The following is a 25997-nucleotide window of genomic DNA, read 5'->3' on the forward strand; positions in this document are numbered from 1 at the left end:
TTACTCGGCAGCCTCCGCCATTTTCATCCGCTCCATATCCTCGAGCGCACGACGGTACTCGACCGGCATGACCTTGCGGAATTTCGGCCGGAAGTCCGCCCAGTTGTCGAGGATCTCCTTGGCGCGGGGCGAGCCCGTATAATGGAGATGGTTGGAGATCAGCTGCACCAGCCGCTCCTCGTCATGGCGGGTCATGTCGCCGGAGACGTCCACCATGCCCTTGTGCATGAGGTCGCCACCGTGATGATGCAGCTTTTCCAGCATGTCGTCTTCTTCCGGAACCGGCTGCAGCTCGACCATGGCCATGTTGCAGCGTTGCGGGAAGTCGGCGCTCTCGTCCAGCACATAGGCGACGCCGCCCGACATGCCGGCCGCGAAGTTGCGGCCGGTCTCGCCGAGCACGACCACCACGCCGCCCGTCATGTATTCGCAGCCATGGTCGCCCACGCCCTCGACCACCGCGATGGCGCCCGAGTTGCGCACGGCGAAGCGTTCGCCGGCCACGCCGTTGAAGTAGCACTCGCCGGAGATCGCGCCGTAGAGCACCGTATTGCCGACGATGATCGATTCCGCCGCCTTGATCTTCGATGCCTCGGAGGGACGCACGACGATGCGACCGCCGGACAGGCCCTTGCCGACATAGTCGTTGCCGTCGCCAATCAGGTCGAAGGTGATGCCGCGTGCGAGGAATGCGCCGAACGACTGACCCGCCGTGCCGCGCAGGGTCACGAAGATCGTATCGTCCTTCAGCCCCTTGTGGCGCCAGCGCTTGGCCACTTCGCCCGACAGCATGGCGCCGGCCGAGCGGTCGACGTTCTTGATCGTCGCCTCGATCTTCACCGGGGTCTTGGACTCCAGCGCCGGCATCGCTTCCGCGATCAGCTTCCGGTCGAGAATGTCGTGGATCGGATGGTTCTGCTTCTCCGTCCAGTAGGTCGCTTCCTTCGGCGCATCCACCTTGTAGAAGATGTTGGAGAAATCGAGCCCGTTCGCCTTCCAGTGCGAGATCAGCGTGTCCTTCTCCAGCAGTTCCGAGGCGCCGATGATGTCGTCGAACCTCGACACGCCGAGCGAGGCGAGGATTTCCCGGACCTCTTCAGCGACGAAGAAGAAGTAGTTGACCACATGCTCGGGCGCACCCTTGAAGCGCTTGCGCAGGACCGGGTCCTGCGTCGCCACGCCCACCGGACAGGTGTTCAGATGGCACTTGCGCATCATGATGCAGCCGGCGGCGATCAGCGGCGCGGTGGAGAAGCCGAACTCGTCGGCCCCGAGCAGCGCGCCGATGATGACGTCGCGGCCGGTCTTCAGGCCGCCATCCACCTGCAGCGCGATGCGCGAGCGCAGGCCGTTCAGAACCAGCGTCTGGTGCGTCTCGGCGAGGCCGATTTCCCACGGGCTGCCGGCATGCTTCAGCGATGTCAGCGGCGAGGCGCCGGTGCCGCCGTCGTAACCGGAGACGGTGATATGGTCGGCGCGCGCCTTGGCGACCCCGGCGGCAACCGTGCCGACGCCGACTTCCGAGACGAGCTTGACGGAGACGTTGGCTTCCGGATTGACGTTCTTCAGGTCGTAGATCAGCTGGGCCAGATCTTCGATCGAATAGATGTCATGGTGCGGCGGCGGCGAGATGAGGCCGACGCCCGGCGTCGAATGCCGGGTCTTGGCGACGGTCGCGTCCACCTTGTGGCCAGGCAGCTGACCGCCTTCGCCGGGCTTTGCACCCTGCGCCACCTTGATCTGCAGCATGTCGGCATTGACGAGATATTCCGTCGTCACGCCGAAGCGGCCGGACGCCACCTGCTTGATCGCGGACCGTTCCGGGTTGGCCGAGCCGTCGTGAAGCGGGAAGTAGCGATCGCTCTCCTCGCCCCCCTCGCCGGTGTTCGACTTGCCGCCGATCCGGTTCATGGCGATCGCAAGCGTCGTGTGCGCCTCGCGCGAGATGGAGCCGAACGACATCGCGCCGGTCGAGAAGCGCTTGACGATTTCGGCAGCCGGCTCGACCGCGTCGATCGAGATCGACGTACGGCCGAGACCGTCTGCACCCTTGATGGTGAAGAGCCCGCGAATGGTGTTCATGCGCAGAGCGTCGCCGTTCACCATGTCGGCGAACGCGCGGTAATGATCCTGCGCATTGCCGCGCACGGCATGCTGGAGCGAGGCGATCGAGTCCGGCGACCAGGCATGGCCTTCGCCGCGCATGCGGTAGGCATATTCGCCGCCGACATCCAGCGTGTTGGTCAGGACCGGATCGGGACCGAACGCCGCCTGGTGACGGTTGTAGGTCTCCTCGGCGATCTCCTTGAGGCCGATGCCTTCGATCTGCGTGGCCGTTCCGAAGAAATAGCGCTCGATCAGGGCGCTCGAAAGACCGACGGCATCGAAGATCTGCCCGCCGCAATAGGACTGGTAGGTCGAGATGCCCATCTTCGACATGACCTTGAGGATGCCCTTCCCCACGGCCTTGATGTAGCGATAGACGATCTCGCTGCCGTCGACTTCCTTGGGGAACTCGCCGCGCTTGTGCATGTCGGTCAGCGTGTCGAAGGCGAGATAGGGGTTGATCGCCTCGGCGCCGTAGCCGGCGAGCAGCGCGAAGTGATGGATCTCGCGCGGCTCGCCCGATTCCACCACGAGGCCGACCGAAGTGCGAAGCCCCTTGCGGATCAGGTGATGGTGGACGGCCGCGGTTGCAAGCAGCGCCGGAATGGCGATGCGATCCGGACCGACCTGGCGATCGGACAGCACGATGATGTTGTAGCCGCCCTTCACCGCCGCTTCCGCCCGTTCGCAGAGCCGGTCGAGAATTTCCGGCATGCCTTCGGCGCCGCGCGCGACGTCATAGGTGAAGTCGAGCGTCTTGGTGTCGAAACGGTCTTCCGTGTGGCCGATCGAGCGGATCTTTTCGAGATCGCCATTGGTCAGGATCGGCTGGCGCACTTCCAGCCGCTTGGCATGCGATGCCCCGACATGGTCGAGAATGTTCGGCCGTGGCCCGATGAAGGAGACGAGGCTCATCACCAGCTCTTCGCGGATCGGATCGATCGGCGGGTTGGTGACCTGCGCGAAGTTCTGCTTGAAATAGGTGTAGAGCAGCTTCGACTTCGACGACATGGCCGAGATCGGCGTATCCGTCCCCATCGAGCCAATCGCTTCCTGACCGGTCGTCGCCATCGGCGACATCAGGATCTTGGTGTCTTCGAGCGTGTAGCCGAAGGCCTGCTGGCGATCGAGCAGCGACACGTCGCGGCGCAGCGCGCGCGGCTCCACCGGCTTCAGTTCTTCGAGGATCAACTGTGTGTTGTCGAGCCACTTGCGATAGGGATGCTGAGCGGCGAGCGAGGACTTCACTTCCTCGTCGGAAATGATGCGGCCCTCTTCCATGTCGATCAGCAGCATCTTGCCCGGCTGAAGGCGCCACTTCTTGACGATGCTTTCCTCCGGCACCGGCAGCGTGCCGGCTTCGGATGCCAGGATGACGCGGTCGTCGTCGGTGACGAGGTAGCGGGCCGGACGCAGGCCGTTGCGGTCGAGCGTCGCGCCGATCTGGCGGCCATCGGTGAAACAGACGGCAGCCGGACCGTCCCACGGCTCCATCAGGGCGGCATGGTACTCGTAGAAGGCCTTGCGCTCGGCCCCCATCAGCTGGTTGCCGGCCCAGGCTTCGGGGATCAGCATCATCACCGCATGCGACAGCGAATAGCCGCCCTGCACGAGGAATTCGAGCGCGTTGTCGAAGCAGGCGGTGTCCGACTGCCCCTCATAGGAGATCGGCCAGAGCTTGGAGATGTCGTCGCCGAAGAGCGGCGAGGATACCGACGCCTGGCGCGCCGCCATCCAGTTGACGTTGGAGCGCAGCGTGTTGATCTCGCCGTTATGGGCGACCATGCGATAGGGATGCGCGAGCTTCCAGGACGGGAAGGTGTTGGTGGAGAAGCGCTGGTGCACGAGCGCGACCGCGCTCTCGAACCGCGGGTCTTCCAGATCCTTGAAATAGGCCGCGACCTGATAGGCGAGGAACATGCCCTTGTAGATGATCGTCTTCGACGACAGCGACACGGGATAGAAACCGGTTTCCGCACCCTTATAGGCATCGTAGATCCGGTTGGAGATGACCTTGCGCAGCGTGAACAGACGCCGCTCGAACTCGGCATTGGTCGCGGCATCGCGGCCGGCGCCGATGAACACCTGCACGTGACGCGGCTCGGTGGCCGCGATATGCGGCGCCTTCGACAGCGAGGCATTATCGACCGGGACGTCGCGGAAGCCGAGCAGCGACTGCCCCTCTTCGGCAACGACATCGGCGATGACCTGCTTGAAATGCGCGATCTGCGCCTCGTCCTGCGGCATGAACAGGTAGCCGACGGCATAATCGCCGGCGCGTGGCAACGTCACGCCCTGCGCGGCCATTTCCTCACGGAAGAAACGGTCCGGAATCTGCACCAGAATGCCGGCGCCATCGCCCATCAGCGGATCGGCACCGACGGCACCGCGATGCGTCAGGTTTTCGAGGATGAACAGGCCGTCGCGCACGATCTGGTGCGACTTGACGCCCTTCATATGCGCGACGAAGCCGACGCCGCAGGCATCGTGCTCGTTGCGCGGATCGTAGAGACCCTGCTTGGCCGGCAGGCCACCCTTGTAGGTATTCGCAGGGAACGCTTTCGGGAAAACGGCCGTCGTCGTCGCGGTGGCGTCAGCCTCTACGCGATGGGATGCGGCGTCATGTGATGGCGTGATGTGCGTCATCGTCTTCCCTCCTGTTGCGGCCCTCGTCTCTCGGGCCTGCCGTCGTCGGGGCGCACGCGCGGCTTCAAACACGCGGTGACGCCCGGTCTATCGTTGCATGATCCTGTGCCGCTCGCAAACGAAGCTTGGCGGTGTCGGGTCAGAAGATCCGCGACCATTTGACAGGGAGCACCGGCGTCGCGCCGGACGCGCGGAGAAAAGCCGGATGGCTCGCCGCGCGAAGAGTGTTTCCCTGCACCGGCCCCGCGCCGCTTGGATGTGCGCTTCGGGCCATTCGGTCTCCAGACCGAAATAGGACAGCAAGCCTGTCCTATTTCACAGGCTCTATGCCAGAAAGCTCCGGTCACTGCAAGAGATCGCCTTCAAATAATCGGCGTCATCGATCCAAAAATGTCGGACATCGCGAGATTGACGAAAGAATGTTGCGCGACCGGCGTGCAGACTTTCCTTTGGTTTCAAACTGGTCTGCCATTGTCCTGATCGGGACGGCCGGGATTGATTGCCGGCTCCGGCGGATTATGGTCTCGCGAGGGTTCGGCGCATGCGCCTTTGGACCCGCCCTTTTCTCTCGACCATCGGAAGCTTGCATGATCTTCTCCTCCGACAACTGGGCCGGCGCCCATCCCCTCATCGCGGAAAGCCTGGTCAAGGCGGCTCCGGGCTTTGCCCCCGCCTATGGCACGAGCCCGCTCGACCGAAGGGTCGAGGCGATGCTGGCCGAGGTGTTCGAGCGGGAGGTCGCCGTTTTCTTCGTCGGAACAGGCACGGCGGCAAATTCGCTCGCCTTTGCCAGCGTCACGCGGCCCGGCGGGCACGTGTTCTGCCACCGCGAGGCGCATGTGAATTCGGACGAATGCGGTGCACCGGAGTTCTTCTCGCTCGGCGCACGCATGGCGCCGGTCGATGGCGCCTTCGGCAAGATGGACCCGGAGCGGCTCGAAGCGGAGATCAAGCGGTTTCCCCCGGGCTTCGTCCATGCCGGACAGCCGATGGCCGTGACGCTGACGCAGGCGACCGAAGCCGGCACGGTCTACACGCTGGATGAGATTTCCGCGATTTCCGAGATCGCGCAGCGCTACAGCCTGCCGCTGCACATGGACGGCGCGCGCTTTGCCAATGCGCTGGTCGCGCTCGATGCGACGCCGGCCGAAATGACGTGGAAACGTGGCGTCGACATTCTCTCCTTCGGCGGCACCAAGAACGGTTGCTGGTGTGCGGAGGCGCTGATCCTGTTCGACCCCTCGAAGACCGGCGATATGCCGTATCTGCGCAAGCGCTCGGCCCAGCTCTTTTCCAAGACCCGCTTCGTTTCCGCCCAGCTCGAGGCCTATCTCGACAAGGATCTCTGGCTCGACCTCGCGCGGCACGCAAACGCCATGGCCAAGCGCATGGCCGACGGCATCGCCGACAGCAACAGCGCCCGCCTCGCCTGGCCGTCGAATGCCAACGAGCTGTTCGTGATTCTGAAAACGTCGAATGCCGAGGCGCTGAAGGAGAAGGGCGCGCTGTTCTATCCCTGGCCCGTGCCGCACGCGCTGGCGGGCACGCTCGCCGCCGACGAGGGGCTCTATCGCCTGGTCACCAGTTTCGCCACGGAGCCGGGCGATGTCGACGCCTTCCTCGAAGGCTGCCGCAGCGCCTGAGACATCGAGACCCGGCAATGAAAAACGGCGCCCCTCGCGGGACGCCGTCTCTTCCACTCAGAGTGATGGGCCGTCGATCAGTTGACGCTGGCTTCGACCTGATTGGCTTCGATCTGCTTCGGTCCGCTCTGGGCGGCCGAGATCTCGATGCGGCGCGGCTTGGCAGCTTCCGGGATCTCGCGCAGGAGATCGATGTGCAGCAGGCCGTTCTTCAGGGAAGCGGAGCGGATTTCCACATATTCGGCCAGCTGGAAGCGGCGCTCGAAGGCGCGCTTGGCAATGCCGCGATACAGGAACTGGTTTTCGGCCGTTTCTTCCTCGCTCTTTTCGCCCTTGACCGTCAGCGTATGTTCCTTGGCTTCGATCGAAAGCTCGCTTTCATCGAAACCCGCAACCGCCATGGTGATCCGGTAGGTGTTTTCGCCGGTCCGCTCGATATTGTAGGGCGGATAGCTCTGCGACTGGTCGGGCTGGCCGAGACTGTCGAGCATGGTGAACAGCCGGTCGAAGCCGACGGTGGAGCGGTAGAGGGGAGAAAAATCAACGTGACGCATGGTGTCCTCACTAAACGAGCAACGAGTTGCGATATCTGGCCCGTCATCCCGTAAGCGGCGATGGCAAGACCGGTGGCCGGGCCCTCTTCGGCGCCCGTAACCCTGAGATGGGAACGGCCTTTTCGGCCGTCAAGAGGTGTCTGAACGACAAAATCATCGGCATCGGCACATTTTTTCGCATCGCCTCGCCTGCTGGCAAACCCTTGATTTTATGCATTGGGATGACCAAGGGCGACAGTCTCGCGTGACATAAACGGGGGATGAACGGCCGGTTCCGTTTCGGTTCACCTGCGCTCGGCTAGAACCGCATACATCGGAACAGGAGCAAGACACGCAGCCGGATCGTCCCTGAAAGGTTGCAGTCCCCGTTGCGCTTCTGTTTCGCCCTTCCGGGCCGGACGCGGCTCCCCGCCGCTCCGGCCCCTTTTTCTTTTGGAACATCGGGCAAGACCAGACCGCCCAGATGGCCTCGCTCTTTGACCGGCGGTCGTCCCTGGAATATTTCTGACGTCCCGGACGCGACCGCTCGCCGCATCGTCCATCGTTCACCTGCGTGAAAGGACGACAGTCTAGGATGACGTTGCCGCCGCATGCCGAGACCGCCGATCGGACCCCTGATGCAGAAAACCTCCGCGACGCAACGACCTGACCCCGCCACGCCGACCGGTGCCGTCGCCGCGACCGCAACGCGACCGGCCGACGGTCCGCGTGCCGACGATACGACGCAGTTGACGCCGCGGCTGTTTCCGACGCCAGACAATCCGATACCGCCCGCCGCCGCAGATCCGCGACGCCATACCGTCGGCTTCTTCACCGGCACCGGCGGGCGGCGCCTGCGCTATGCCGTGTTCCGCAGCGGCGACACCGCCGCCAAGGGCACGGTCGTCCTCCTTCACGGGCGCAACGAATCGATCGAGAAATATTTCGAGATGATCGGCGACCTCCTGGCCCGCGGCCTCTGGGTTGCGACCTTCGACTGGCGTGGGCAGGCCGGATCGGAGCGTCTGCTGAAGCAATTGCGCCGCGGCCATGTGCGCCGCTTCTCCGACTATGAGCAGGATCTGTCGATCTTTCTCGAAAAGATCGTGCTGCCGGATACGCGCCTGCCGTTTTTCCTGATCGCCCATTCCATGGGAGCCCTCGTGGCGCTGGCCCAGGCACCGCGGCTGGCAACGCGCATCGACCGCATGGTGCTGAATGCGCCCTTCGTGGCGCTCGGCAACCAGCGCATGAGCCATGGCAAGATCGGCCTGCTCTCGGCCGTGGTCAGCCTCTTCGGCCTCGGCGCTCTGGCCTTGTCGAAGGAGCAGCCCATGCTCTTCCCGCAGAATCTCGTTTCCACGGACCCCGTGCGCTACGCCCGCAACGCCGCGATCGCGCAGGCCCATCCGGAACTGGCGCTGGGAGCCCCCAGCGCACGCTGGCTGCACGAAACCTTTCGCGCCATCCGCCGCGTCACGCGCCGCGAGCACCTGACGCGCATCACCGTGCCGACGCTGCTGCTCGCCCCGACCCGCGACCGGCTGGTGCCCTATGCGGCCATCGAGTCCCTGGCCCGCAACTTTCGCGCCGCCACCCTCATCCCCATCGACGGCGCCCGGCATGAGGTTTTCCAGGAGGACGACCGCTACCGCGCACAGGCCATGGCCGCCATCGATGCCTTCATCCCCGGCAGCACCGGCCCGGACGTCACGGAAAGCCTGAGCGGCGACGATATGCTGGTGCTCTGAACGCCGAAAGCGCGTCAGCCCCGCAGGATGGCCAGAGCCTCGGCATGAAGCGCCGCACTGCCCGCCGCGATCACCTCGCCGCCCATTTCCGCCCGGCCCCCGTTCCAGTCGGTCACGATGCCGCCCGCCTGCTCGATCAGCGGAATGAGGCCCCCGACGTCATAGGGCTTCAGACCGGCTTCGATGACGAGGTCGATATGCCCGGCCGCCAGCAGCGCGAAGGCGTAGCAATCGCAGCCGTAGCGGGCGAGCCGCACTTTATCCTGCACCGCTTCGAATTTCGTCTTGATGTCGCCGTGGTAGAGATAGGGCGACGTCGTGAACATCGTCGCCTCGGACAGCGCCCCGCAGTCGCGCGTGGAAAGCGTCCGCGCACCCTCGGGCCCCCGATAATGCGTGACGCCATCGGCCGCAAAGAAGCGCTCGCCGGTGAACGGCTGGTCCATCAGACCCATCACGGCGCGGCCCTTGTGGTAGAGGCCGATCAGCGTGCCCCAGACCGGCAGGCCGGAAATGAAGGCGCGCGTGCCGTCGATCGGATCGATGACCCAGACGTAATCGCGGTCGGCACCCACCGTGCCATATTCCTCGCCGAGGATACCGTGATCGGGAAACGTCTCCTCGATCAGCGCACGGATGGCCCGCTCCGCCGCTTGGTCGCCCTCCGTCACCGGATCGAAACCGGTCTCGAGTTTGTTGGCAACGCCGACACCCGTGCGAAACCGCGGCAGGGTCTCGGCCTTGGCTGCATCAGCCAGGCGATTGAAGAACAAACGGTCCGGCAGCATTGCACTCTCCTGGAAGCGACCCGCACGGGGGCCGACATGACGTTGCGCATGCTTAGACGAATTTATTTTCAAAAGAAAATGCAGAACAAGTTTTCAGCAGTTTCGCCATGCGCCGCACACGCCATATGCAGACGGCGATGCTTCACCCGATTTTTCGCACGATTATTGGGCAATTTCAAAAATTATCAAACAAATGCCGACTGTTAGCATGTCATCGATTCGTCATGGGCTCGGATGTGGCCTTGACAATGGTGCGTCGCAATATCAAACTCTTCTGACAGTCATTCGTGGCTGTAAATACCCTCCTTGGGTGTTTCCTCCCTAGACTTAACCGCGCCAAGAGCGCGGTTTTTTTTGGCCGCTTGCCATCGCGGATCAAGGGATCGGCAGGTCGGGCGTCGCTCAGGAAACGTCTATTCCGCGGCGAGCGGCAGGCTTTCGGTCGAGCCCTCGACGTGGGCTGCGAACTCCGCGAAGAACGTGCCGAGCAGGTGCGCCAGCCAATCGAATTCCGGCTTCTTCACCAGCGTCGTCTCGTCCACGTAGAGCGCACGATTGATCTCAATCTGCAGGGCATGCAGGCCCCGGGTCGGGCGGCCATAATGTTCGGTGATGAAGCCGCCGGCATAGGGCTTGTTGCGCGTCACCGTAAAGCCGAGATCTTCGAGCAGCGTCACCGCCATCCGGGAAAGATCGGCCGAGGCACTGGTGCCGTAGCGATCGCCGATGATGATATCCGGCCGCACGCCGCTGCCGGCCACCCGAACGTTGCCGGGCATGGAATGGCAATCGATCAGGATCGCCCGCCCGAACAGCACATGCGTGCGCGCGATCAGTCGCCGGAGCGTCGCATGATAGGGCTTGTAGATCGTTTCGACCCGTTCCAGCGCATGCTCGACCGGCATGCGGGTGCGGTAGATCTCCATATTCTCGGCCACTAGGCGCGGGATGGTGCCCAGCCCGCCGGCAACCCGCATGGAACTGATATTGGCATGCGGCGGCAGCGCGCCGTCGAACATGCGCGGATCGAGCTCATAGGGTTCGCGATTGACGTCGAGAAAGGCCCGCGGGAAATGCGCCACCAGCATCGGTGCGCCAAGCCCGACCGCACGGCCGAAAAGCTCGTCCACATAATGATCCTCGGAGCGGCGGATGGCGCGCGCATCGAGCCGCGACTGCGCGAGAAACGCGTCGCTATAGAGCCTGCCGCTGTGCGGGGAGTTGAAAACAAAGGGGATTTTCTGATGGTCCGGCTCGCGAACGCAAAACAGATCGTGCTCCCGAACCGTCTCCTCCATCGCGATCCTTTTTACCATGTCATCATCTTGCCGCTTCGTTCATGTTGCCAGTTGGCCGCATCTGTGTCCATAGTCGCCCCTCACGACGGTTGCGGGCACGCGCGTCGATCGGTCTTGACGTCCGGTCTTCACGGGATATTTACCCCATTGCGGTTTCATGAGGCGACCGCACCTTCCCGTCATAGAATAAGACCTAGACAGCAACGGCTGGAAATCCATGAGTCCCAAAATTCTCCTCGCAGAAGACGACAACGACATGCGCCGTTTCCTGGTGAAGGCGCTGGAAAAAGCCGGTTACAAGGTCCTTTCCTTCGACAACGGCGCCAGTGCCTATGACCGTCTGCGGGAAGAGCCCTTTTCGCTCCTCCTCACCGACATCGTCATGCCGGAAATGGACGGGATCGAACTTGCGCGTCGCGCGACCGAACTCGATCCCGATCTCAAGGTCATGTTCATCACCGGCTTCGCCGCCGTGGCGCTGAACCCCGACAGCAAGGCCCCGAAGGACGCCAAGGTCCTCTCCAAGCCCTTCCACCTTCGCGACCTGGTCGACGAAGTGAACAAGATGCTGGCCGCCTGACAAGGCGCCGGCGTCAGGCCCCGCACCGGCCCTTCCCTTTTGTCAAAAAAGCATCACGATGCCTGTTGACGCTCAAAAAGGTTTGTGGTCTATGCGCGGCACGGATGGGCGTGTAGCTCAGCGGGAGAGCACTACGTTGACATCGTAGGGGTCACAGGTTCAATCCCTGTCACGCCCACCATCCTTTTCAAAAGCCCTGTTTCGACAGGGCTTTTTGCGTTTTTGGGTTTGGTCGCGAGGCGCTTCAGGACAGCCGGTTGACGGCGGAGGCGGCTTTGGCGACGCCGCGCTTGACGTCGCCTTGTTCCGGGGCATCGATGCGGCGATACCGGGCCTCGATGAAGCTGTAGAGACCGAACGCCACCAGACCGGCGGCCGCCAGAGCATAGAGCGCGGTGCCCGATGGCAGGTTGCGGACCCAGTCCAATGCCTCGGGCACGCTGCCGGCCTGTTCCGAATCGACCATGATCGCTGCGAACACGAAAAACCCGCCGGTGATGGACAGCACGAGCCCGCGCGCGGCAAGGCCGAAGACGGAGATGCCGCCAAGGAGATCGCTCTTGCCAGACGGCAGCGAGAGACGCTCGCGATATTTTCCCGAAATGCCGCGCCAGGCCTGAACGGCGCCGGCCGCAAGGATGATGAGCCCGAGAGCGCCGACGAGAAACCGGCCGAACGGCTGCTGCATCAGCCAGGTCGCAGGGCTGCCTCCGCCACCCGATGCGTCTCCTGACGCGAGGACCAGCCGCGCGGCCGCCAGCGCCAACGTGGCGTTGATGACGCCGCTTGCGAGATTGCCAGCGCGCGCCAGATAGCCTTTCGGGCTGTTTTCCTGACTGTCGGCATTGAGAAGTGCCTGCGCCAGGCGCCAGAGAACATGCCCGACCAGCCCGATGGCGACGGTTGCCAAGAGAAAGCGCCCGAAAGGCTGCCCGAGCAGATTGGAAAGCGCGCCGTGCGTGCTCGCCTCCTCTCCCGAAGACGAACCGATAAGGGCGATCAGACCGAGCGTGATGTAAACGACGCCGCGGGCTGCATATCCCCACCGGGCGAGAAATTCGAACTTGTTGGTCATCGTCGCCTCGATCACGAGCCGCACGCTTGTCGGTTCAGCAGGATGCAAAACCCCCGGCCGTGCGATCAGTCTGTTCTTCGCAGGGAAGATTGACCGGCCGGGCAAATTTTCAATGACATTGGAAAGTCGGGGACCGTGGAAAGTCGGGGACGGTGCAAAGTCGGGATGATGCAAAGTCGGGAAGGCACCCGGAGCCTCGCCTCCCCCCGACGGGTGATCGACAGGCTCTGTCGGCCAGGATCGCCTCTCGCGGCCCTCCTGCGGATGTTCGTTCCCGCACGGCGCGAGGTTTGTCATAAAGGATACTTCCATGACCTCTTATTCCCGCTCGGCGCTTTCCTTCATTACAGCCGCCGGATTTGCCCTTCTCAGCACGACAGCCTTTGCCGCCAACACGATCAAGGTCGTGGAAAGCGGCGAAGGCGGCGGCGAGATGGGGCTGAGCCTGGAGCCTGCGACCGTCAAGGCAGGGACTGCCGTGTTCAGCGTCCACAATGCGGCCGCCGTGGAGGAGCACGAAATGATCGTCGTGCGGCTGACGTCGCCCGACCAGAAAATTCCGCTGAACACGGCCAAGCACCGCGTTGATGAGGCCAAGCTGAAGAGCCTCGGCGAGGTGGAAGACCTGAAACCGGGTTCTGATGGCCAGCTGAAGACGAGCCTGAAAGCCGGCACCTACCTGGTGTTCTGCAACATCAAGGGCCACTACGAAGCCGGCATGCAGGCCAGGCTGACGGTCACGCCGTAACGCCCGACGCGAGCCTGTCCGGTGGCGACGATCACCGGACAGGCTGCCTCGACGGTGCGCACGCCTCAAGGGGTCGACCTATCCGCCGCCGGAACGTTTTGCACCGGGCGGACGTTGTCTGCCATCGACCCGACCAGCGAGGCGTGCGCCATGACAAATTTTCCCGACGATCTCGAAGCCGCTCTTTCGGCCCACGCGCGACAGCAGAACATTTCCCGAGACGAGGCCATCCGGCGCATCGTTCGCGAGTGGATGCGCACCCATGGGTTTCTCGCGGAGACGGATGAGGACGAAACTCCAGCGTCGCACGCTCCCGGCAAGCCGGATCCGGAATTCGTACAGTATCCCGGCTATTTCAAAGGCGATGGCAGCCTCTGAAAAAGGTCTGGCACGCAACACAAAAAAAAGGGCCGCTCCATCTCTGGAGCGACCCTTATTAAGACCGTTGAAGCCTCACGCGATCCCGGCGGGATCCCCGATGGGAAACAAGGCGGGATCGTTCGGGTTCTTCGTGTCGCCCGGTGTGATCACGGGCGGCACCGGGGAGCTGTCCTGGCCGCGATCCGGAAGTCCGGGGGTCGAGGTCGGTCCGCGCGGCGTATCGGGTTCGGGCGTCGGAAGCGGGTCACGATTTGGCATGATCTCATCCTTTCCAATTGCGTTCACGGGATAAACGGCCCGGCTTGGCGATGGTTCCGACTGCTGGTTTCGAAGTTTCGGGAGCCGCCGATCCGAAGGCTTGCCTGCAGCGGCAGGTGGTCGGAGGCGATCCGGGAGAGCGGCGTGCGCACGGCCGCCACTGACAGGGTCTCGATACCCTGTGAGACGAAGATATGGTCGAGCCGCAGAAGCGGGAAGCGCGAGGGAAAGGTCGGCCCGATCCGCGTGTTTTGCCCTGGCGATGTCCCTTGATCGTCATGCACCCGGACAGGCGGAAGCCGACGCCTCAGAAGCCCGTAGGCCACGGAGGATGGGATAGCGTTGAAATCTCCGGTGAGGATGACCGGCTGATCGCGGCAGGCGTCGTTGCCGATCCACGCGTCGCCCAGAAGGGCCTCGGCCTGGCGGCGGCGTTCGCCGCGTCTCAGACCGAAATGCGTGTTGAAGATCTGCACGGGGCGTCCGTCCACCTCCACTTCCACCCAGAGCGCACCGCGCGTCTCGCCCACGGACGGGATCGCACCGGCCTTGACCAGCCGCGACGGCAATGCCGTCAGGATGGCGTCGCCATACTGCTCTTCGCGCACATGCAGCGCCGGGTGGAAATGCGACGTCACCTTCAAAAGGTCGGCAATCCGCGCCGCCTGATCGATACCGCCGGTGCGGGCGCGGCCGACATCGAGCTCCTGCAGCGCAATCACGTCCGGCCGCGCCGCCGCGATGACCTCGGCGATGCGTTCCGGATCCATCCGCCGGTCCGTGCCGATGCAGCTGTGAACATTATAGGTCAGGATCGACAGCACGCTCGGCGGCAGACTGAGAGAATCCTCACCGCGTTCCGGCGAATAAGGGCCGGGGGAAGGGTTAGGAATGAAAGGGTGGGTGGAAGACGGGACGGGATGTTCGGACATGGCGAGGGAACCCGATGGGGGGCCAATTCGTTCCGTGCGACAGTGCCGTCGCGGTCGTCGCGACGGCGTCCTGATGTTGAAAGTGCAGGAGCGTCACGATCCCTGCCGTTCAAGCATCAGCCAACAGTTCTTGAGAGAGCGACCATCGAATGAGCCTTCGCCTTATCTTCCGCGTGGTCGCCGTCGCGGCCGTTCTCTTCGCCTTCTATCTGCTGTTCCAGACGCTGCGTCAGTATACGCTGGATGAGATCCTGACGGCATTGCGGGCCATTCCGATCTCGCATCTTCTGCTCGGTCTTGCGTTTGCCGCAGCGTCCTATGCCTGTCTCTCCTGCTTCGATGCGCTCGGCGTGCGCTACACGGGCAAGCGCCTGCCCTTTTACAAGACGGCCTTGGCCTCCTTCGTCAGCCTGTCGATCGGCCATAATGTCGGCGTTGCCGCGCTCAGCAGCGGTGCGGTCCGATATCGTTACTATGCCCGCTGGGGCCTGACCGCCGAGGATGTTGCAAAGATCGTGCTCTTCTGCGGTGTGACGGTTGCGCTCGGCCTCATGACGCTCGGCGGCGCCAGCCTGTTGCTGCGCCCGCAGGATGCGGCCGACATGACCGGGCTGAGCCGCAGCGCCGTCTTCGCCATCGGCATCGCTTCGCTGATCGCACCTGTCGTCTATCTCGTGCTGTCGGCCTTTGTCCGCAAGCCGCTGACGATCAGGAGCTGGAGCTTCGACCTGCCGAAGCTGCCGATCGCTGCCGCGCAGGTCGTGGTGGGCACGCTCAACTTCGCCTTCGTGGCCGCCAGCCTTCACCAGATGCTCTCGGCCTTCGCCGATGCCGGTTACCTCAAGGTCGCCTCCGTCTCGATCATCGCAAACGTCGCCGCCATCATCAGCCATGTCCCCGGCGGCATCGGCGTTCTCGAAGCGACGGTCGCGCATATCCTGCCGGGCGCGGAATCCGTCGCGGCCGTCATCGCCTTCCGGGTGATCTACTACTTCATCCCTCTCGCCATCGGACTGCCGACCCTGCTGATCAGCGAACTCGTGACGAAGAAAAAGTCCGCCCGTGCCACGGCGGACGAGAGCGACGAACTGGACGGCCGTCACGCAGGTTCGCCTGCCTGACGACGTCTCCACTGCATAGGATGTTGAAGGCGCACCGCATGAGACGTGCGGTGCCCGGAAGATCGCTCCGGGAAACGGACGATCAGGTCGTGCTGCCGAAAATGCGGCTGGCAATCGCGCTCGCACCGCGGCGCAGCGTATCGATCGGATGGATCGGCCCGGAGGGATCGACGATATCGGTGCCGGGCAGCGGATCTTCCTCGCCCTCCGCCAGATCGATATCGAAATGCCTGAGGCCCCGTCGGGCGGTGTTCAGCGACTCCACCCCGTCATGCAGAGAGTTCAGACGCTGGATCGCCTCCCGCACCGCGTCCGGCGTGCTGTCGAGATGCTCGGCGAGCAGTCGGTAACGAACATCGGCGATAGCAGCACGCTGCTCGTCGTTGACGGCCTCGATCGCCATGTCGGCTTCGGTGTCCATGCCTTCGGAGCGATTGTTGAGGTTCGACGAACCGAGCCGAAGAAAGCGATCGTCGATGATGACAAGCTTGGAGTGAACCAGAACCTCCTGCTGCCCGTCCTCATCGTCGCTCGGCACCACGGCATACATCACGCGCAGCCGGTCATGCGGGTCGTTGCGCTTCAGGCGGCGGATCAGGCGGTCGCGATTGGTGCCCATCATCACCTTCTCGATGAAGCCATGCGAAATCCTCGTCACGATGATCAGGACTTCGGGCCCGTCGGGCCGCGACAGCCGTTCGATCAGGATATCGGCAATGCCGAAGGCGGCAAGATATTGCGCTTCGATATAGACGACCCGCTGCGCCGATTTCAGCGCATCGGTCAGCATGTGGATGGATTCGTGAATGCCCTCGTTGCCGATCGTTGCCGGTGTCGTCCGGGCAATCGCGACCGGGCACTGGGTCAAAGCCGGCGCAAGCGCTTCCGGCCAGGCCGTCGCCATTCCTTCGACAGGCGCGATCGTTTCGTCCATCGCGTAGAACCAGCGCTCGCGGCAGACATCGCCCAGCATGCGGGCGGCGGGTCCGGAAACGGCAGCCTGCATGTCGTGCACCGGCTCGTAGGCTTCGCCGTCCGGCGTCACGCGCAGCGGGTTGCCGGGCCGGTGATCGCTATCGTCCCAGCGCCGCGCGGTGAGGTCGATCCCGCCGATGAAGCCCGTCGTGTCGTCGATGCAGACGATCTTCTGATGGTGCGAGCCGCGCAGCGGATGATGGGTGTCGAAATTCAGGTGGATGCGCGGATGGCTCGCCCAGCCCTTCTTGCGAAAGAGCTTCAGCGACTTGCCGGAATAGATCGGCCCCATTGCCCAGACGAGAATATGGATCTCAAGCTCCGGTTTCGCCTCGACCAGGGAGAGAAGCAGGTTGCCGAGCGTCGGGCTCTCCGGGTCTTCCGGCGTCAGGCGAATGTCGGGGCTGAAATCCCAGCCGATGATCCAGATCCGCCGGGAGGCAAGCCGCAAAGCCTGGTCCAGCGTCTGGAAATAGGCCTTGCCGTCGATCATGAAGGCGATCTTGTCCGCGATCTCACGACGCCAGGCATTCTCGCCGATCCGGATGATGGCCGTCTCGCTGCCGCCCGAAGAATGCTCGTTACGAGGATCGCCGTCATTCTCCTGGCCGACATGATACACGTGCAAATCCCCCGACCGGTTCTTCAAGGCCAAACTTCGTGGCGTTACCAAACGCCACGAATGCCGAAAAGTTCCAGAAGGCGTCGTCAAGCCCGACAACTATTCCGTGATCAGGAGCACATAAGGCGCACCCTGTACGTCCCGCAGATCCAGTGTTCGTCCCACGTCGATCGCCCCGCCCTGCAGAACATTCCGGTAGGAACGGCCCGCCAGATCCTCCGGCAATGACACCCGGATCGCATCGAAAGCGCGACCGATGTCACCCTTCTCCAGGATCCCGAGCACTTTGCACGGCGCAACGATGATGGCGGCGGTGTTGCCCGAGCGGCGCGCATAGGCCACCACGCTGCCGGACGCTTCGCCGGAAATCTCCAGCGGCTGATAGTCGCCATCCTCGAACAGACCCGGCGCAGCGCGGCGCGCCGAAATCAGTCGGGCGGTGAGGGCCATCTTCGCCTGACCGGACGCGCGCGCCTCGGCATCGAACGGAAAGCCATCTGTTTTTTCCAGACGTGCCGCCATTGCCGGATAATCCGGCATGCGACGGTTGTCCGGATCGACCAGGCTGAAATCGGCACGTTCCGATCCCTGATAGACATCCGGCACGCCGGGTGCCGTCATCTTCACCAGCGTCTGGGTCAGCCCGTTGACGAAGCCGGCGCGCGCGAAGGGCTGCAGGGTCTGAACGAAATCGTCCAGAAATGCCTTGTTATCCGGCGAAAGAAGCCCTGCGGCGAAGGCCTGCACGGCACCTTCATAGTCCTCGTTGACGTCGGACCAGTCGCTGCGCTCCTTCGCCTCGCGCAGCATCTTTTCCACATAGGCGGAAAAGCGCTCCTTGAGAGCCTCGATCGCTCCGGCGTCCGGTGTCGCGGATGTCTCTTCAAAGGCACCGGCCAGCGCCTGGTAGAGAGCCCATTCGACCGCAGGCTCCGGTGCCGGGCCATCGTCGAGCGTCGCGATCAGGCCGGCATTCATGTCGTGCCAGCGCGCCACGGCTTGCGCCCAGACACCGGGCGCCTCGCTGAGGGCATAAAGCCGGGCGCGCGCATCTTCGCCGCGCTTGGTATCATGGGTCGAGGTGGTGGTGATCGCCTGCGGCTGCTCGGCTGCCCGGCGCTGCATGGCGGCATGGAAGTGCGCCACCGACATCTCCTCTTCGGCCGGATTGCCGCCAACCTCGTTGAGCGCGAGCAGCCGGTGGTAGCGGTAGAACGCCGTATCCTCCATGGCTTTTGCCATGATCGGCCCGGTTACCTGCTGGAACCGGCTGCGGAACTCGAACGCATTGCCTTCCGTCGCGCCGGAAAGCACGGCGATGATCGCATCGAGCGCCTTGCGGCTGTCGGCGGACAGCGTGCCCGCCGCCTCCTCCGCCGCACCGTCGAGGATCTTGCGATCGTCGGCGCCCAGCGCCTCCCGCGTGCCATAGGTTCTGTAAATGGGAAACGCCGTGATGAGCGCTTTCAGCGCCTTTTCCAGCGTCTCGGCCTCATATGCCTTGCCTAGGGAAGACCCCGCCAGAGCCACGAGCCGCTTTATCTCGCCTTCGAAATTGCGGTCGAGCATCAGCTGTTTGGCGTCCCTCAGGATCGACGCGTAGTCCCGACCCCCGGCAAAATCCGCATAGGCCGCGTCCAAGGCTTTTGCCTGCGACGAATCCACGAAGAGATGCGCCAGAGCCGCGATAAATTCGTAGCCGGTCGTTCCTGCGATGGGCCAGCTTGCCGGCACGCGCTCGTCCTCCTCGATGATCTTTTCGACCACGAGATAGACATCGGGACCGACCGCGTCGCGCAGGGTCTTCAGATAGCCTTCCGGATCGGCAAGTCCATCGACATGGTCGATGCGCAACCCATCGACCGTGCCGTCGCGGACGAGGTCGAGCACCAGCCGATGTGCCGCCTCGAAGACATCCGGCGCCTCGACGCGGAGACCGGCAAGGCCCGCAACCTCGAAGAAACGGCGATAGCTGAGATCGCTCGCCGCCGTCTTCCAGTGCACGAGCCGGAAGGCCTGCGCCTCATGCGCCGCCTTGACCCGTTCGACCGGCAGGCCGGCGAGGAAGGATGCAAGCGCCTTCCGGTCAGCCTCCGAGCTGCCGGCGATCAATGTGTGCATCGTGTGGTGAAAGGCATCGTCCTCCTGTGCCGAGGCGGATGCGGCAAGGGCGACGATCTTCGCCCCGAGCGTTCCCGGAGCTCCGTCCAGCACCGCACTGTAGCCTGAAGGATGGAGCGGGATGTTGCTCTCGTAATAGCCGAGCGCGAGATTGCCGGCGGCCTCGTCCAGACGGATCTCGATCTCGGCATCGTCAAGCGCCTCGTTGAAGCTCTTGCCCAGTTCGACGATCGTCAAGGGCCGGGACCAGTCGATGTCGTAGTAATGCGCATAGGGGCTCTGCTCGCCCCACTCGACCACACTCCGCCACCAGCGGTTTTCAAGCGAGGCCGCCATATGGTTCGGAACGATGTCGAGGATCAGGCCGATGCCGGCCGCCTTCAGGGCCGCCGCCAGCCGATCGAAGCCCTCGCGTCCACCCAAGGCTGCGTCGAACGCGTTGGGGTCGGTGACGTCATAGCCATGCGTCGACCCATCCGTCGCGGAAAAGATCGGCGAGGCATAGAGGTGGCTGATGCCGAGCGCCTTCCAGTGGTCGATCAGCGTGATGGCCTTGTCGAAGGTCATGCCGTTGCGGAACTGGAGCCGATAGGTGGCGATCGGAACTGTCATCGTGGAGGACCTGCCTTCTGGAGCGGTGCGGACGGGATGCGCGAAGATCCTGCCGCCAAGGTGGGCGCCAAGGAGGGCGCCAAGGTGACGGAGCCTCGTGCGGGCGCTGCATCAACAGGCATCCCCGCCCATTGGTTCCCGCCATTCGCGCTGCGTGAGCAAACTCTTTTGCAGGTACGAAGGAAATATTGCGCGAAAACTTGATGCCGGCGAACCGGATTGCCGCAGGTAGACCGTGACGAGACGTCGGTTTTGCGCTAGGACGCCCCGAAACTGTCGTCGGACGTCGCGCCCAAGCGAATATCAGGCCCCGCCCGATCCTCACAAAACGCCTCGAGGAAACGCCATGCCAGCCTATCGCTCCAGAACCACCACCCACGGCCGCAACATGGCCGGCGCCCGCGGCCTGTGGCGCGCCACCGGCATGAAGGACAGCGACTTCGGCAAGCCGATCATCGCCGTGGTCAATTCCTTCACCCAGTTCGTGCCGGGCCACGTGCACCTCAAGGACCTCGGCCAGCTGGTTGCCCGCGAGATCGAGGCCTCCGGCGGCGTCGCCAAGGAATTCAACACGATCGCGGTCGATGACGGCATCGCCATGGGCCATGACGGCATGCTTTACTCGCTGCCCTCGCGCGAGATCATCGCCGACAGCGTCGAGTACATGGTGAACGCCCATTGCGCCGACGCGATGGTCTGCATTTCCAACTGCGACAAGATCACCCCCGGCATGCTGATGGCCTCGTTGCGCCTCAACATCCCCACCATCTTCGTGTCCGGCGGGCCGATGGAAGCCGGCAAGGTGCTGCTGTCCGACGGCAAGATCCATGCGCTCGACCTCGTGGACGCCATGGTGGCTGCGGCGGACGACAAGATGTCGGACGAGGACGTGCAGACCATCGAGCGCTCGGCCTGCCCGACCTGCGGCTCCTGCTCCGGCATGTTCACGGCAAACTCGATGAACTGTCTGACGGAAGCGCTCGGCCTGTCCCTGCCCGGCAACGGCTCGACGCTCGCCACGCATTCGGATCGCGAAAAACTGTTTCTGGAAGCCGGCCGCAGCATCGTCGGCCTGACCAAGCGCTACTACGAACAGGACGATGAAACCGCGCTGCCGCGCACGATCGCTTCCAAGGGTGCCTTCGAGAACGCCATGGCGCTCGACATCGCCATGGGCGGTTCGACCAATACCGTCCTGCACATTCTGGCTGCCGCTTACGAAGGCGAGATCGACTTCGACCTCGACGACATCGACCGGCTCTCGCGCAAGGTGCCCTGCCTCTCCAAGGTCGCCCCGGCCAAGGCCGACGTCCACATGGAAGACGTGCACCGCGCCGGCGGCATCATGGCGATCCTCGGCGAGCTGAACCGCGCCGGCCTCATCAATGCCGACCTGCCGACCGTGCATGCAAAGACGCTCGGCGATGCGCTGTCGCAGTGGGATATCGCCGTCACCGACAATCCCGCCGCGCTCGAACTCTTTTCCGCAGCCCCCGGCGGCGTGCCGACGCAGGTCGCCTTCAGCCAGAGCGCCCGCTGGAAGGAGCTCGACTTCGACCGCGAAAAGGGCGTCATCCGCGACGCGCAGCACCCCTTCTCCAAGGATGGCGGCCTCGCCGTGCTGAAGGGCAATATCGCGCTCGACGGCTGCATCGTGAAGACGGCCGGCGTGGACGAGTCGATCCTGAAATTCTCCGGGCCTGCCCGCGTTTTCGAAAGCCAGGATGCCTCCGTCAAGGCGATCCTCTCCAACCAGATCGTCGCCGGCGATGTCGTCGTCATCCGCTACGAAGGCCCGAAGGGCGGCCCGGGCATGCAGGAGATGCTCTACCCCACGAGCTACCTGAAGTCGAAGGGCCTGGGCAAGGCCTGCGCGCTCGTCACCGACGGGCGGTTTTCGGGCGGCACGTCCGGCCTCTCCATCGGCCATGTCTCGCCGGAAGCGGCCAATGGCGGCCTGATCGGCCTCGTGCGCGAAGGCGACATGATCGACATCGACATTCCCAACCGCACGATCTCGCTGCGCGTTTCCGAGGACGAACTGGCGCTGCGCCGCACGGAACAGGACGCCAATGGCTGGAAGCCGACGGAAGAACGTAAGCGTAAGGTAACGACAGCGCTGAAGGCCTATGCCGCCTTCGCAACCTCGGCCGACCGCGGCGCCGTCCGCATACTGCCCGAGTAACGGACGCGGCCGGGCCTGCAGCCGACCGCAGGCCCGGCACCCGACATCCCGCGCCAGCCGCCATCGGTGACGAGCGATTGCGAAATCTATGACTTACGTCTGACCCGACGGCGCGCCGCGGCAGGCGAGACCGCGCATGGTCCCGGTCGCGTCCCTGCGGATGTCCTGCCGATTTTTCAGCCTTGCTTTATTTCGTTGCATTGCACACAGTCCGGGCGTGATGGCCACCATCCGTCATCGAGGGGACCGCATGTCGATCAAAGCCAGCATCTACCATCTGACGCATTATACCTACGACCGACCGGTCCGCCTCGGTCCGCAGGTCATCCGCCTGAAGCCGGCCCCGCATTCCAAGACAAAGGTGCTGAGCCACGCGCTGAAGGTGACGCCCGCCAATCATTTCGTGACGCTGCAGCAGGACCCCTATGGCAGCTATCTCGCGCGTTACGTCTTTCCCGATCCGGTAACCGAGTTCAAGATCGAGGTCGATCTCGTCGCGGACATGACCGTCTACAACCCGTTCGACTTCTTCGTGGAGGAAAGCGCGGAGACCTGGCCGTTCGACTATCCCGAGGACATTCGCGAAGACCTGGCCATCTACAGCCAGCCCGAGCCGGCCGGCCCTGCGCTTCAGGCCTATCTCGACGGTCTCGACCGGACGCCGATGAACACGGTGGACTTCGTCGTCGGCATCAACATGCGCCTGCAGCAGGCCGTCAACTACGTCATCCGCATGGAACCCGGCGTGCAGACGCCGGAGGAAACGCTGACGCAGGCGCTCGGCTCCTGTCGCGACTCCAGCTGGCTTCTCGTCCAGATCATGCGCCATCTCGGCCTCGCCGCGCGCTTCGTATCCGGCTATCTCATCCAGCTGGCGCCCGACCTCAAGGCGCTCGACGGACCTTCCGGCACGGACGTCGATTTCACCGACCTGCATGCCTGGTGCGAGGTCTATCTGCCCGGCGCCGGCTGGGTCGGTCTCGATCCGACGTCGGGGCTCCTGACCGGTGAGAGCCATATCCCGCTGTCGGCCACGCCGCACTATCGCAATGCCGCGCCGATCGCCGGCGGTTTTTCCGGCGATCCCGATACGAAGACCGAATTTGCCTTCGAGATGCGGGTCGATCGCGTCGCCGAACATCCGCGCATCACCAAGCCGTTTTCCGACGAAAGCTGGGATGCGCTGAATGCGCTCGGCCATGAGGTGGATGCCGCGCTGACCGAAAGCGACGTCCGCCTGACCATGGGTGGAGAGCCGACGTTCGTATCCATCGACGACTTCGAATCCGGCGAATGGAATACGGATGCCGTCGGCCCGACGAAGCGCGCCAAGGCCGACGACCTGATCCGGCGCCTGCGCGAGCGCTTCGCGCCCGGTGGCTTCCTCCATTACGGCCAGGGCAAATGGTATCCGGGTGAAAGCCTGCCGCGCTGGACCTTCTCGCTCTACTGGCGCCGCGACGGCGTGCCCATCTGGCGCAATCCGGATTTCGTCGCGCGCGAGGACGTCGATACCAAGGCCGGACCGGACGAGGCCGAAAAGCTCCTGACGGGCATCGCCGTGGCGCTCGGCATCGAGCCCGACATGGTCCTGCCGGCCTACGAGGATCCGGCGGAATGGATCATCAAGGAAGGCAGCCTGCCCGAGAACGTCGATCCCTCCAATTCCAAGCTGAAGGATGCCGAGGAACGCAGCCGCATCGCCCGCGTCTTCGAGCGCGGCCTGACGGTGCCCACCGGCTTCGTCCTGCCGGTGCAGGCCTGGAACGCGCAGGCCTCCGGCGGGCAGGCGGCCGGTCGCCGCTGGATGAGCGAGCGCTGGCGCACGCGGCGCGGCAAGATCTTCCTCGTGCCCGGCGACAGCCCCGTCGGCTACCGCATCCCGCTCGGCGCCCTGCCCTACATCCCGCCGTCGCAGTTTCCCTATATCCACGAGGCCGACCCCTCGATTCCGCGCACCCCTCTGCCGGACTTTCCCGTCGGCCCGGATCGTGCTGCCGATGCCAAAAAGCCGGACCGGGCGATGGCGGAGGCCTCTTTCCAAGCCGCCGAAGCCCAGCAGGACCGCAACGAGCAGGTGCTCGCCGAAATCGGCGGCGCCGTGCGCACCGCGATCACGGTCGAGCCCCAGAACGGTCGCCTCTGCATCTTCATGCCGCCGGTCGAGCGGGTCGAGGACTATCTCGACCTGATCGCCGCGGCCGAAACCGCCGCCAGCGACCTCGGCCTTGCCGTTCATATCGAAGGCTATGCGCCGCCGCATGACGAGCGCATCAACGTCATGCGCGTGGCGCCCGACCCCGGCGTCATCGAGGTCAACGTGCACCCCGCGGCGAGCTGGCAGGAATGCGTCGACATCACCTCGGTGATCTACGAGGAAGCGCGCCAGTCGCGGCTGGGGGCCGACAAGTTCATGATCGACGGTCGCCACACCGGCACCGGCGGCGGCAACCATGTGGTGGTCGGCGGGCGCAATCCGAACGACAGCCCCTTCCTGCGCCGCCCGGACCTTTTGAAGAGCCTCGTGCTGCACTGGCAGCGCCACCCGTCGCTTTCCTACCTGTTCTCGGGCATGTTCATCGGCCCGACCAGCCAGGCGCCGCGCATCGACGAGGCCCGTCACGACAGCCTCTATGAGCTCGAGACCGCCATGGCGCAGGTGCCTCTGCCCGGCCAGGGTGTACCGCCACTTCCGTGGCTGACCGACCGCCTGTTCCGCAACCTTCTGACGGACGTGACCGGCAACACGCACCGCTCTGAAATCTGCATCGACAAGCTGTTCTCTCCGGACGGCCCGACCGGTCGCCTCGGCCTCGTCGAGTTCCGCGGCTTCGAGATGCCGCCGAATGCCCGCATGTCGCTTGCCCAGCAGCTTCTGGTGCGCGCGCTTCTCGCCCGCTTCTGGCAGAACCCGGCCGATGGCCGGCTGGTCCGCTGGGGCACGACCCTGCACGACCGCTTCATGCTGCCGCACTATGTCTGGGCCGACTTCCTCGACGTGCTCGCAGATCTGCGCGCCAACGGCTTCGATTTCCGCCCGGAATGGTTCGAGGCACAGCTCGAGTTCCGCTTCCCCTTCTGCGGCGAGGTGACCTATGAGGGTGCCAAGCTCGAACTGCGGCAGGCGCTGGAACCGTGGAACGTCATGGGCGAACAGGGCGCGATCGGCGGCACCGTGCGCTATGTCGACAGCTCGGTCGAACGCCTGCAGGTCCGCTTCGAAACCGCCAATCCCGGCCGCTATACGGTCGCTTGCAACGGACGCCCCGTGCCGCTCAACCCGACGGGCGTCAACGGCGTCTCGGTGGCCGGCGTGCGCTACAAGGCGTGGCAACCGGCCGCGGGGCTGCACCCGGTGCTGCCGGTCAATACGCCGCTGACCTTCGACGTCTACGATACCTGGTCGCGGCGCTCGATCGGCGGCTGCATCTACCATGTCGCCCATCCCGGCGGCCGCAACTACGACACGTTCCCGGTCAACGGCAACGAGGCGGAGGCGCGGCGCCTTGCGCGGTTCGAGCCCTGGGGCCACACGGCCGGCGGCTATGCGCTGACGCCGGAAACCCCGTCGCCGGAATTCCCCTTCACCCTGGACCTGCGCCGGCCTGCGGGACTGTAAAGC

Annotated in this window: 18 protein-coding genes and 1 tRNA gene; 10 read left to right on the plus strand and 9 right to left on the minus strand. The window is 64.2% G+C overall.

Annotated features, from left to right (window positions below; genetic code table 11):
- Nucleotides 1-4752 (minus strand): glutamate synthase large subunit, encoded by a 4752-nt coding sequence (gene gltB / locus ASG39_RS15495; protein WP_062595858.1) that lies wholly within the window; start codon nt 4750-4752, stop codon nt 1-3.
- A gap of 587 nt (nt 4753-5339) precedes the next feature.
- On the opposite strand from gltB, the gene ASG39_RS15500 reads away from it, so the two are divergent.
- Nucleotides 5340-6395 carry a low specificity L-threonine aldolase gene (locus ASG39_RS15500; RefSeq protein ID WP_062595859.1) on the plus strand — a complete coding sequence of 352 codons (1056 nt, stop codon included), beginning with the start codon at nt 5340-5342 and terminating at the stop codon, nt 6393-6395.
- A gap of 77 nt (nt 6396-6472) precedes the next feature.
- Here the strand turns inward: ASG39_RS15500 and ASG39_RS15505 are convergent, their stop codons facing one another.
- Nucleotides 6473-6949 (minus strand): Hsp20 family protein, encoded by a 477-nt coding sequence (locus tag ASG39_RS15505; protein ID WP_062595860.1) that lies wholly within the window; start codon nt 6947-6949, stop codon nt 6473-6475.
- Nucleotides 6950-6975: 26 nt separating this feature from the next.
- Here ASG39_RS15505 and ASG39_RS15510 point away from each other — a divergent pair, with 26 nt between their 5' ends.
- A complete protein-coding gene (locus ASG39_RS15510; protein ID WP_062595861.1) occupies nt 6976-7197 on the plus strand; it encodes a hypothetical protein in 222 nt (73 codons plus the stop codon).
- A gap of 369 nt (nt 7198-7566) precedes the next feature.
- Nucleotides 7567-8679 (plus strand): alpha/beta hydrolase, encoded by a 1113-nt coding sequence (locus ASG39_RS15515; RefSeq protein ID WP_082477305.1) that lies wholly within the window; start codon nt 7567-7569, stop codon nt 8677-8679.
- 14 nt (nt 8680-8693) lie between these two features.
- Here ASG39_RS15515 and hisN read toward each other — a convergent pair whose 3' ends face one another.
- Entirely contained in the window at nt 8694-9467 is a 774-nt protein-coding gene (gene hisN, locus ASG39_RS15520; RefSeq protein ID WP_062595862.1) for a histidinol-phosphatase, read from the minus strand.
- Nucleotides 9468-9880: 413 nt separating this feature from the next.
- On the minus strand, nt 9881-10765 hold the full coding sequence (locus ASG39_RS15525; RefSeq protein ID WP_062595863.1) for an N-formylglutamate amidohydrolase: 885 nt from the start codon (nt 10763-10765) through the stop codon (nt 9881-9883).
- Nucleotides 10766-10982: 217 nt separating this feature from the next.
- Between ASG39_RS15525 and cpdR1 the strand changes: the two genes are divergently transcribed.
- Nucleotides 10983-11345 carry a response regulator CpdR1 gene (cpdR1, locus tag ASG39_RS15530; protein WP_018327941.1) on the plus strand — a complete coding sequence of 121 codons (363 nt, stop codon included), beginning with the start codon at nt 10983-10985 and terminating at the stop codon, nt 11343-11345.
- A gap of 106 nt (nt 11346-11451) precedes the next feature.
- Nucleotides 11452-11526: transfer RNA gene (locus ASG39_RS15535), tRNA-Val, on the plus strand.
- A gap of 63 nt (nt 11527-11589) precedes the next feature.
- On the opposite strand, the gene ASG39_RS15540 is transcribed toward ASG39_RS15535, so the two are convergent.
- Nucleotides 11590-12420: a DUF1206 domain-containing protein gene (locus ASG39_RS15540; protein WP_162242442.1), complete on the minus strand. Its 831-nt coding sequence runs from the start codon at nt 12418-12420 to the stop codon at nt 11590-11592.
- A 310-nt stretch (nt 12421-12730) separates the two neighbouring features.
- On the opposite strand from ASG39_RS15540, the gene ASG39_RS15545 reads away from it, so the two are divergent.
- Together ASG39_RS15545 and ASG39_RS15550 are read left to right on the plus strand one after the other, a co-directional pair.
- A complete protein-coding gene (locus ASG39_RS15545; protein WP_062595865.1) occupies nt 12731-13168 on the plus strand; it encodes a plastocyanin/azurin family copper-binding protein in 438 nt (145 codons plus the stop codon).
- Between the two features lie 150 nt (nt 13169-13318).
- Complete coding sequence (locus tag ASG39_RS15550; protein WP_062595866.1) at nt 13319-13546, plus strand: ribbon-helix-helix domain-containing protein; 228 nt, start codon at nt 13319-13321, stop codon at nt 13544-13546.
- Between the two features lie 75 nt (nt 13547-13621).
- On the opposite strand, the gene ASG39_RS15555 is transcribed toward ASG39_RS15550, so the two are convergent.
- The gene (locus tag ASG39_RS15555) at nt 13622-13807 is read right to left on the minus strand and encodes a hypothetical protein (RefSeq protein WP_062595867.1); all 186 of its coding nucleotides are present in this window, start codon (nt 13805-13807) and stop codon (nt 13622-13624) included.
- A 23-nt stretch (nt 13808-13830) separates the two neighbouring features.
- Nucleotides 13831-14739: an endonuclease/exonuclease/phosphatase family protein gene (locus ASG39_RS15560; protein ID WP_082477280.1), complete on the minus strand. Its 909-nt coding sequence runs from the start codon at nt 14737-14739 to the stop codon at nt 13831-13833.
- Between the two features lie 149 nt (nt 14740-14888).
- Between ASG39_RS15560 and ASG39_RS15565 the strand changes: the two genes are divergently transcribed.
- Nucleotides 14889-15860: a lysylphosphatidylglycerol synthase domain-containing protein gene (locus tag ASG39_RS15565; RefSeq protein WP_062595868.1), complete on the plus strand. Its 972-nt coding sequence runs from the start codon at nt 14889-14891 to the stop codon at nt 15858-15860.
- Nucleotides 15861-15942: 82 nt separating this feature from the next.
- Here ASG39_RS15565 and ASG39_RS15570 read toward each other — a convergent pair whose 3' ends face one another.
- On the minus strand, nt 15943-17457 hold the full coding sequence (locus ASG39_RS15570) for a phospholipase D-like domain-containing protein (RefSeq protein ID WP_156468159.1): 1515 nt from the start codon (nt 17455-17457) through the stop codon (nt 15943-15945).
- A 99-nt stretch (nt 17458-17556) separates the two neighbouring features.
- Nucleotides 17557-20190, minus strand: a complete 2634-nt coding sequence (treY, locus tag ASG39_RS15575) for a malto-oligosyltrehalose synthase (protein WP_062595869.1) — start codon at nt 20188-20190, stop codon at nt 17557-17559.
- 346 nt (nt 20191-20536) lie between these two features.
- Between treY and ilvD the strand changes: the two genes are divergently transcribed.
- Together ilvD and ASG39_RS15585 are read left to right on the plus strand one after the other, a co-directional pair.
- Nucleotides 20537-22375 (plus strand): dihydroxy-acid dehydratase, encoded by a 1839-nt coding sequence (gene ilvD / locus ASG39_RS15580; RefSeq protein WP_062595870.1) that lies wholly within the window; start codon nt 20537-20539, stop codon nt 22373-22375.
- Between the two features lie 250 nt (nt 22376-22625).
- Complete coding sequence (locus ASG39_RS15585) at nt 22626-25994, plus strand: transglutaminase family protein (RefSeq protein WP_062595871.1); 3369 nt, start codon at nt 22626-22628, stop codon at nt 25992-25994.
- The last annotated feature ends 3 nt before the right edge of the window (nt 25995-25997 follow it).

Origin of the sequence: Rhizobium sp. Leaf371 (genome assembly GCF_001424045.1) — a bacterium.
GTDB lineage: Bacteria > Pseudomonadota > Alphaproteobacteria > Rhizobiales > Rhizobiaceae > Ferranicluibacter.

Bases quoted from the DNA above. Each gene is read 5' to 3' on its own strand.
- ASG39_RS15555 (WP_062595867.1), bottom strand. From the start codon at position 13,807: ATGCCAAATCGTGACCCGCTTCCGACGCCCGAACCCGATACGCCGCGC.
- treY (WP_062595869.1), bottom strand. From the start codon at position 20,190: ATGACAGTTCCGATCGCCACCTATCGGCTCCAGTTCCGCAACGGCATG.
- gltB (WP_062595858.1), bottom strand. From the start codon at position 4,752: ATGACGCACATCACGCCATCACATGACGCCGCATCCCATCGCGTAGAG.
- ASG39_RS15545 (WP_062595865.1), top strand. From the start codon at position 12,731: ATGACCTCTTATTCCCGCTCGGCGCTTTCCTTCATTACAGCCGCCGGA.
- ASG39_RS15585 (WP_062595871.1), top strand. From the start codon at position 22,626: ATGTCGATCAAAGCCAGCATCTACCATCTGACGCATTATACCTACGAC.
- hisN (WP_062595862.1), bottom strand. From the start codon at position 9,467: ATGCTGCCGGACCGTTTGTTCTTCAATCGCCTGGCTGATGCAGCCAAG.
- ASG39_RS15525 (WP_062595863.1), bottom strand. From the start codon at position 10,765: ATGGAGGAGACGGTTCGGGAGCACGATCTGTTTTGCGTTCGCGAGCCG.
- ASG39_RS15540 (WP_162242442.1), bottom strand. From the start codon at position 12,420: ATGACCAACAAGTTCGAATTTCTCGCCCGGTGGGGATATGCAGCCCGC.
- ASG39_RS15500 (WP_062595859.1), top strand. From the start codon at position 5,340: ATGATCTTCTCCTCCGACAACTGGGCCGGCGCCCATCCCCTCATCGCG.
- cpdR1 (WP_018327941.1), top strand. From the start codon at position 10,983: ATGAGTCCCAAAATTCTCCTCGCAGAAGACGACAACGACATGCGCCGT.
- ASG39_RS15515 (WP_082477305.1), top strand. From the start codon at position 7,567: ATGCAGAAAACCTCCGCGACGCAACGACCTGACCCCGCCACGCCGACC.
- ilvD (WP_062595870.1), top strand. From the start codon at position 20,537: ATGCCAGCCTATCGCTCCAGAACCACCACCCACGGCCGCAACATGGCC.
- ASG39_RS15505 (WP_062595860.1), bottom strand. From the start codon at position 6,949: ATGCGTCACGTTGATTTTTCTCCCCTCTACCGCTCCACCGTCGGCTTC.
- ASG39_RS15560 (WP_082477280.1), bottom strand. From the start codon at position 14,739: ATGTCCGAACATCCCGTCCCGTCTTCCACCCACCCTTTCATTCCTAAC.
- ASG39_RS15565 (WP_062595868.1), top strand. From the start codon at position 14,889: ATGAGCCTTCGCCTTATCTTCCGCGTGGTCGCCGTCGCGGCCGTTCTC.
- ASG39_RS15550 (WP_062595866.1), top strand. From the start codon at position 13,319: ATGACAAATTTTCCCGACGATCTCGAAGCCGCTCTTTCGGCCCACGCG.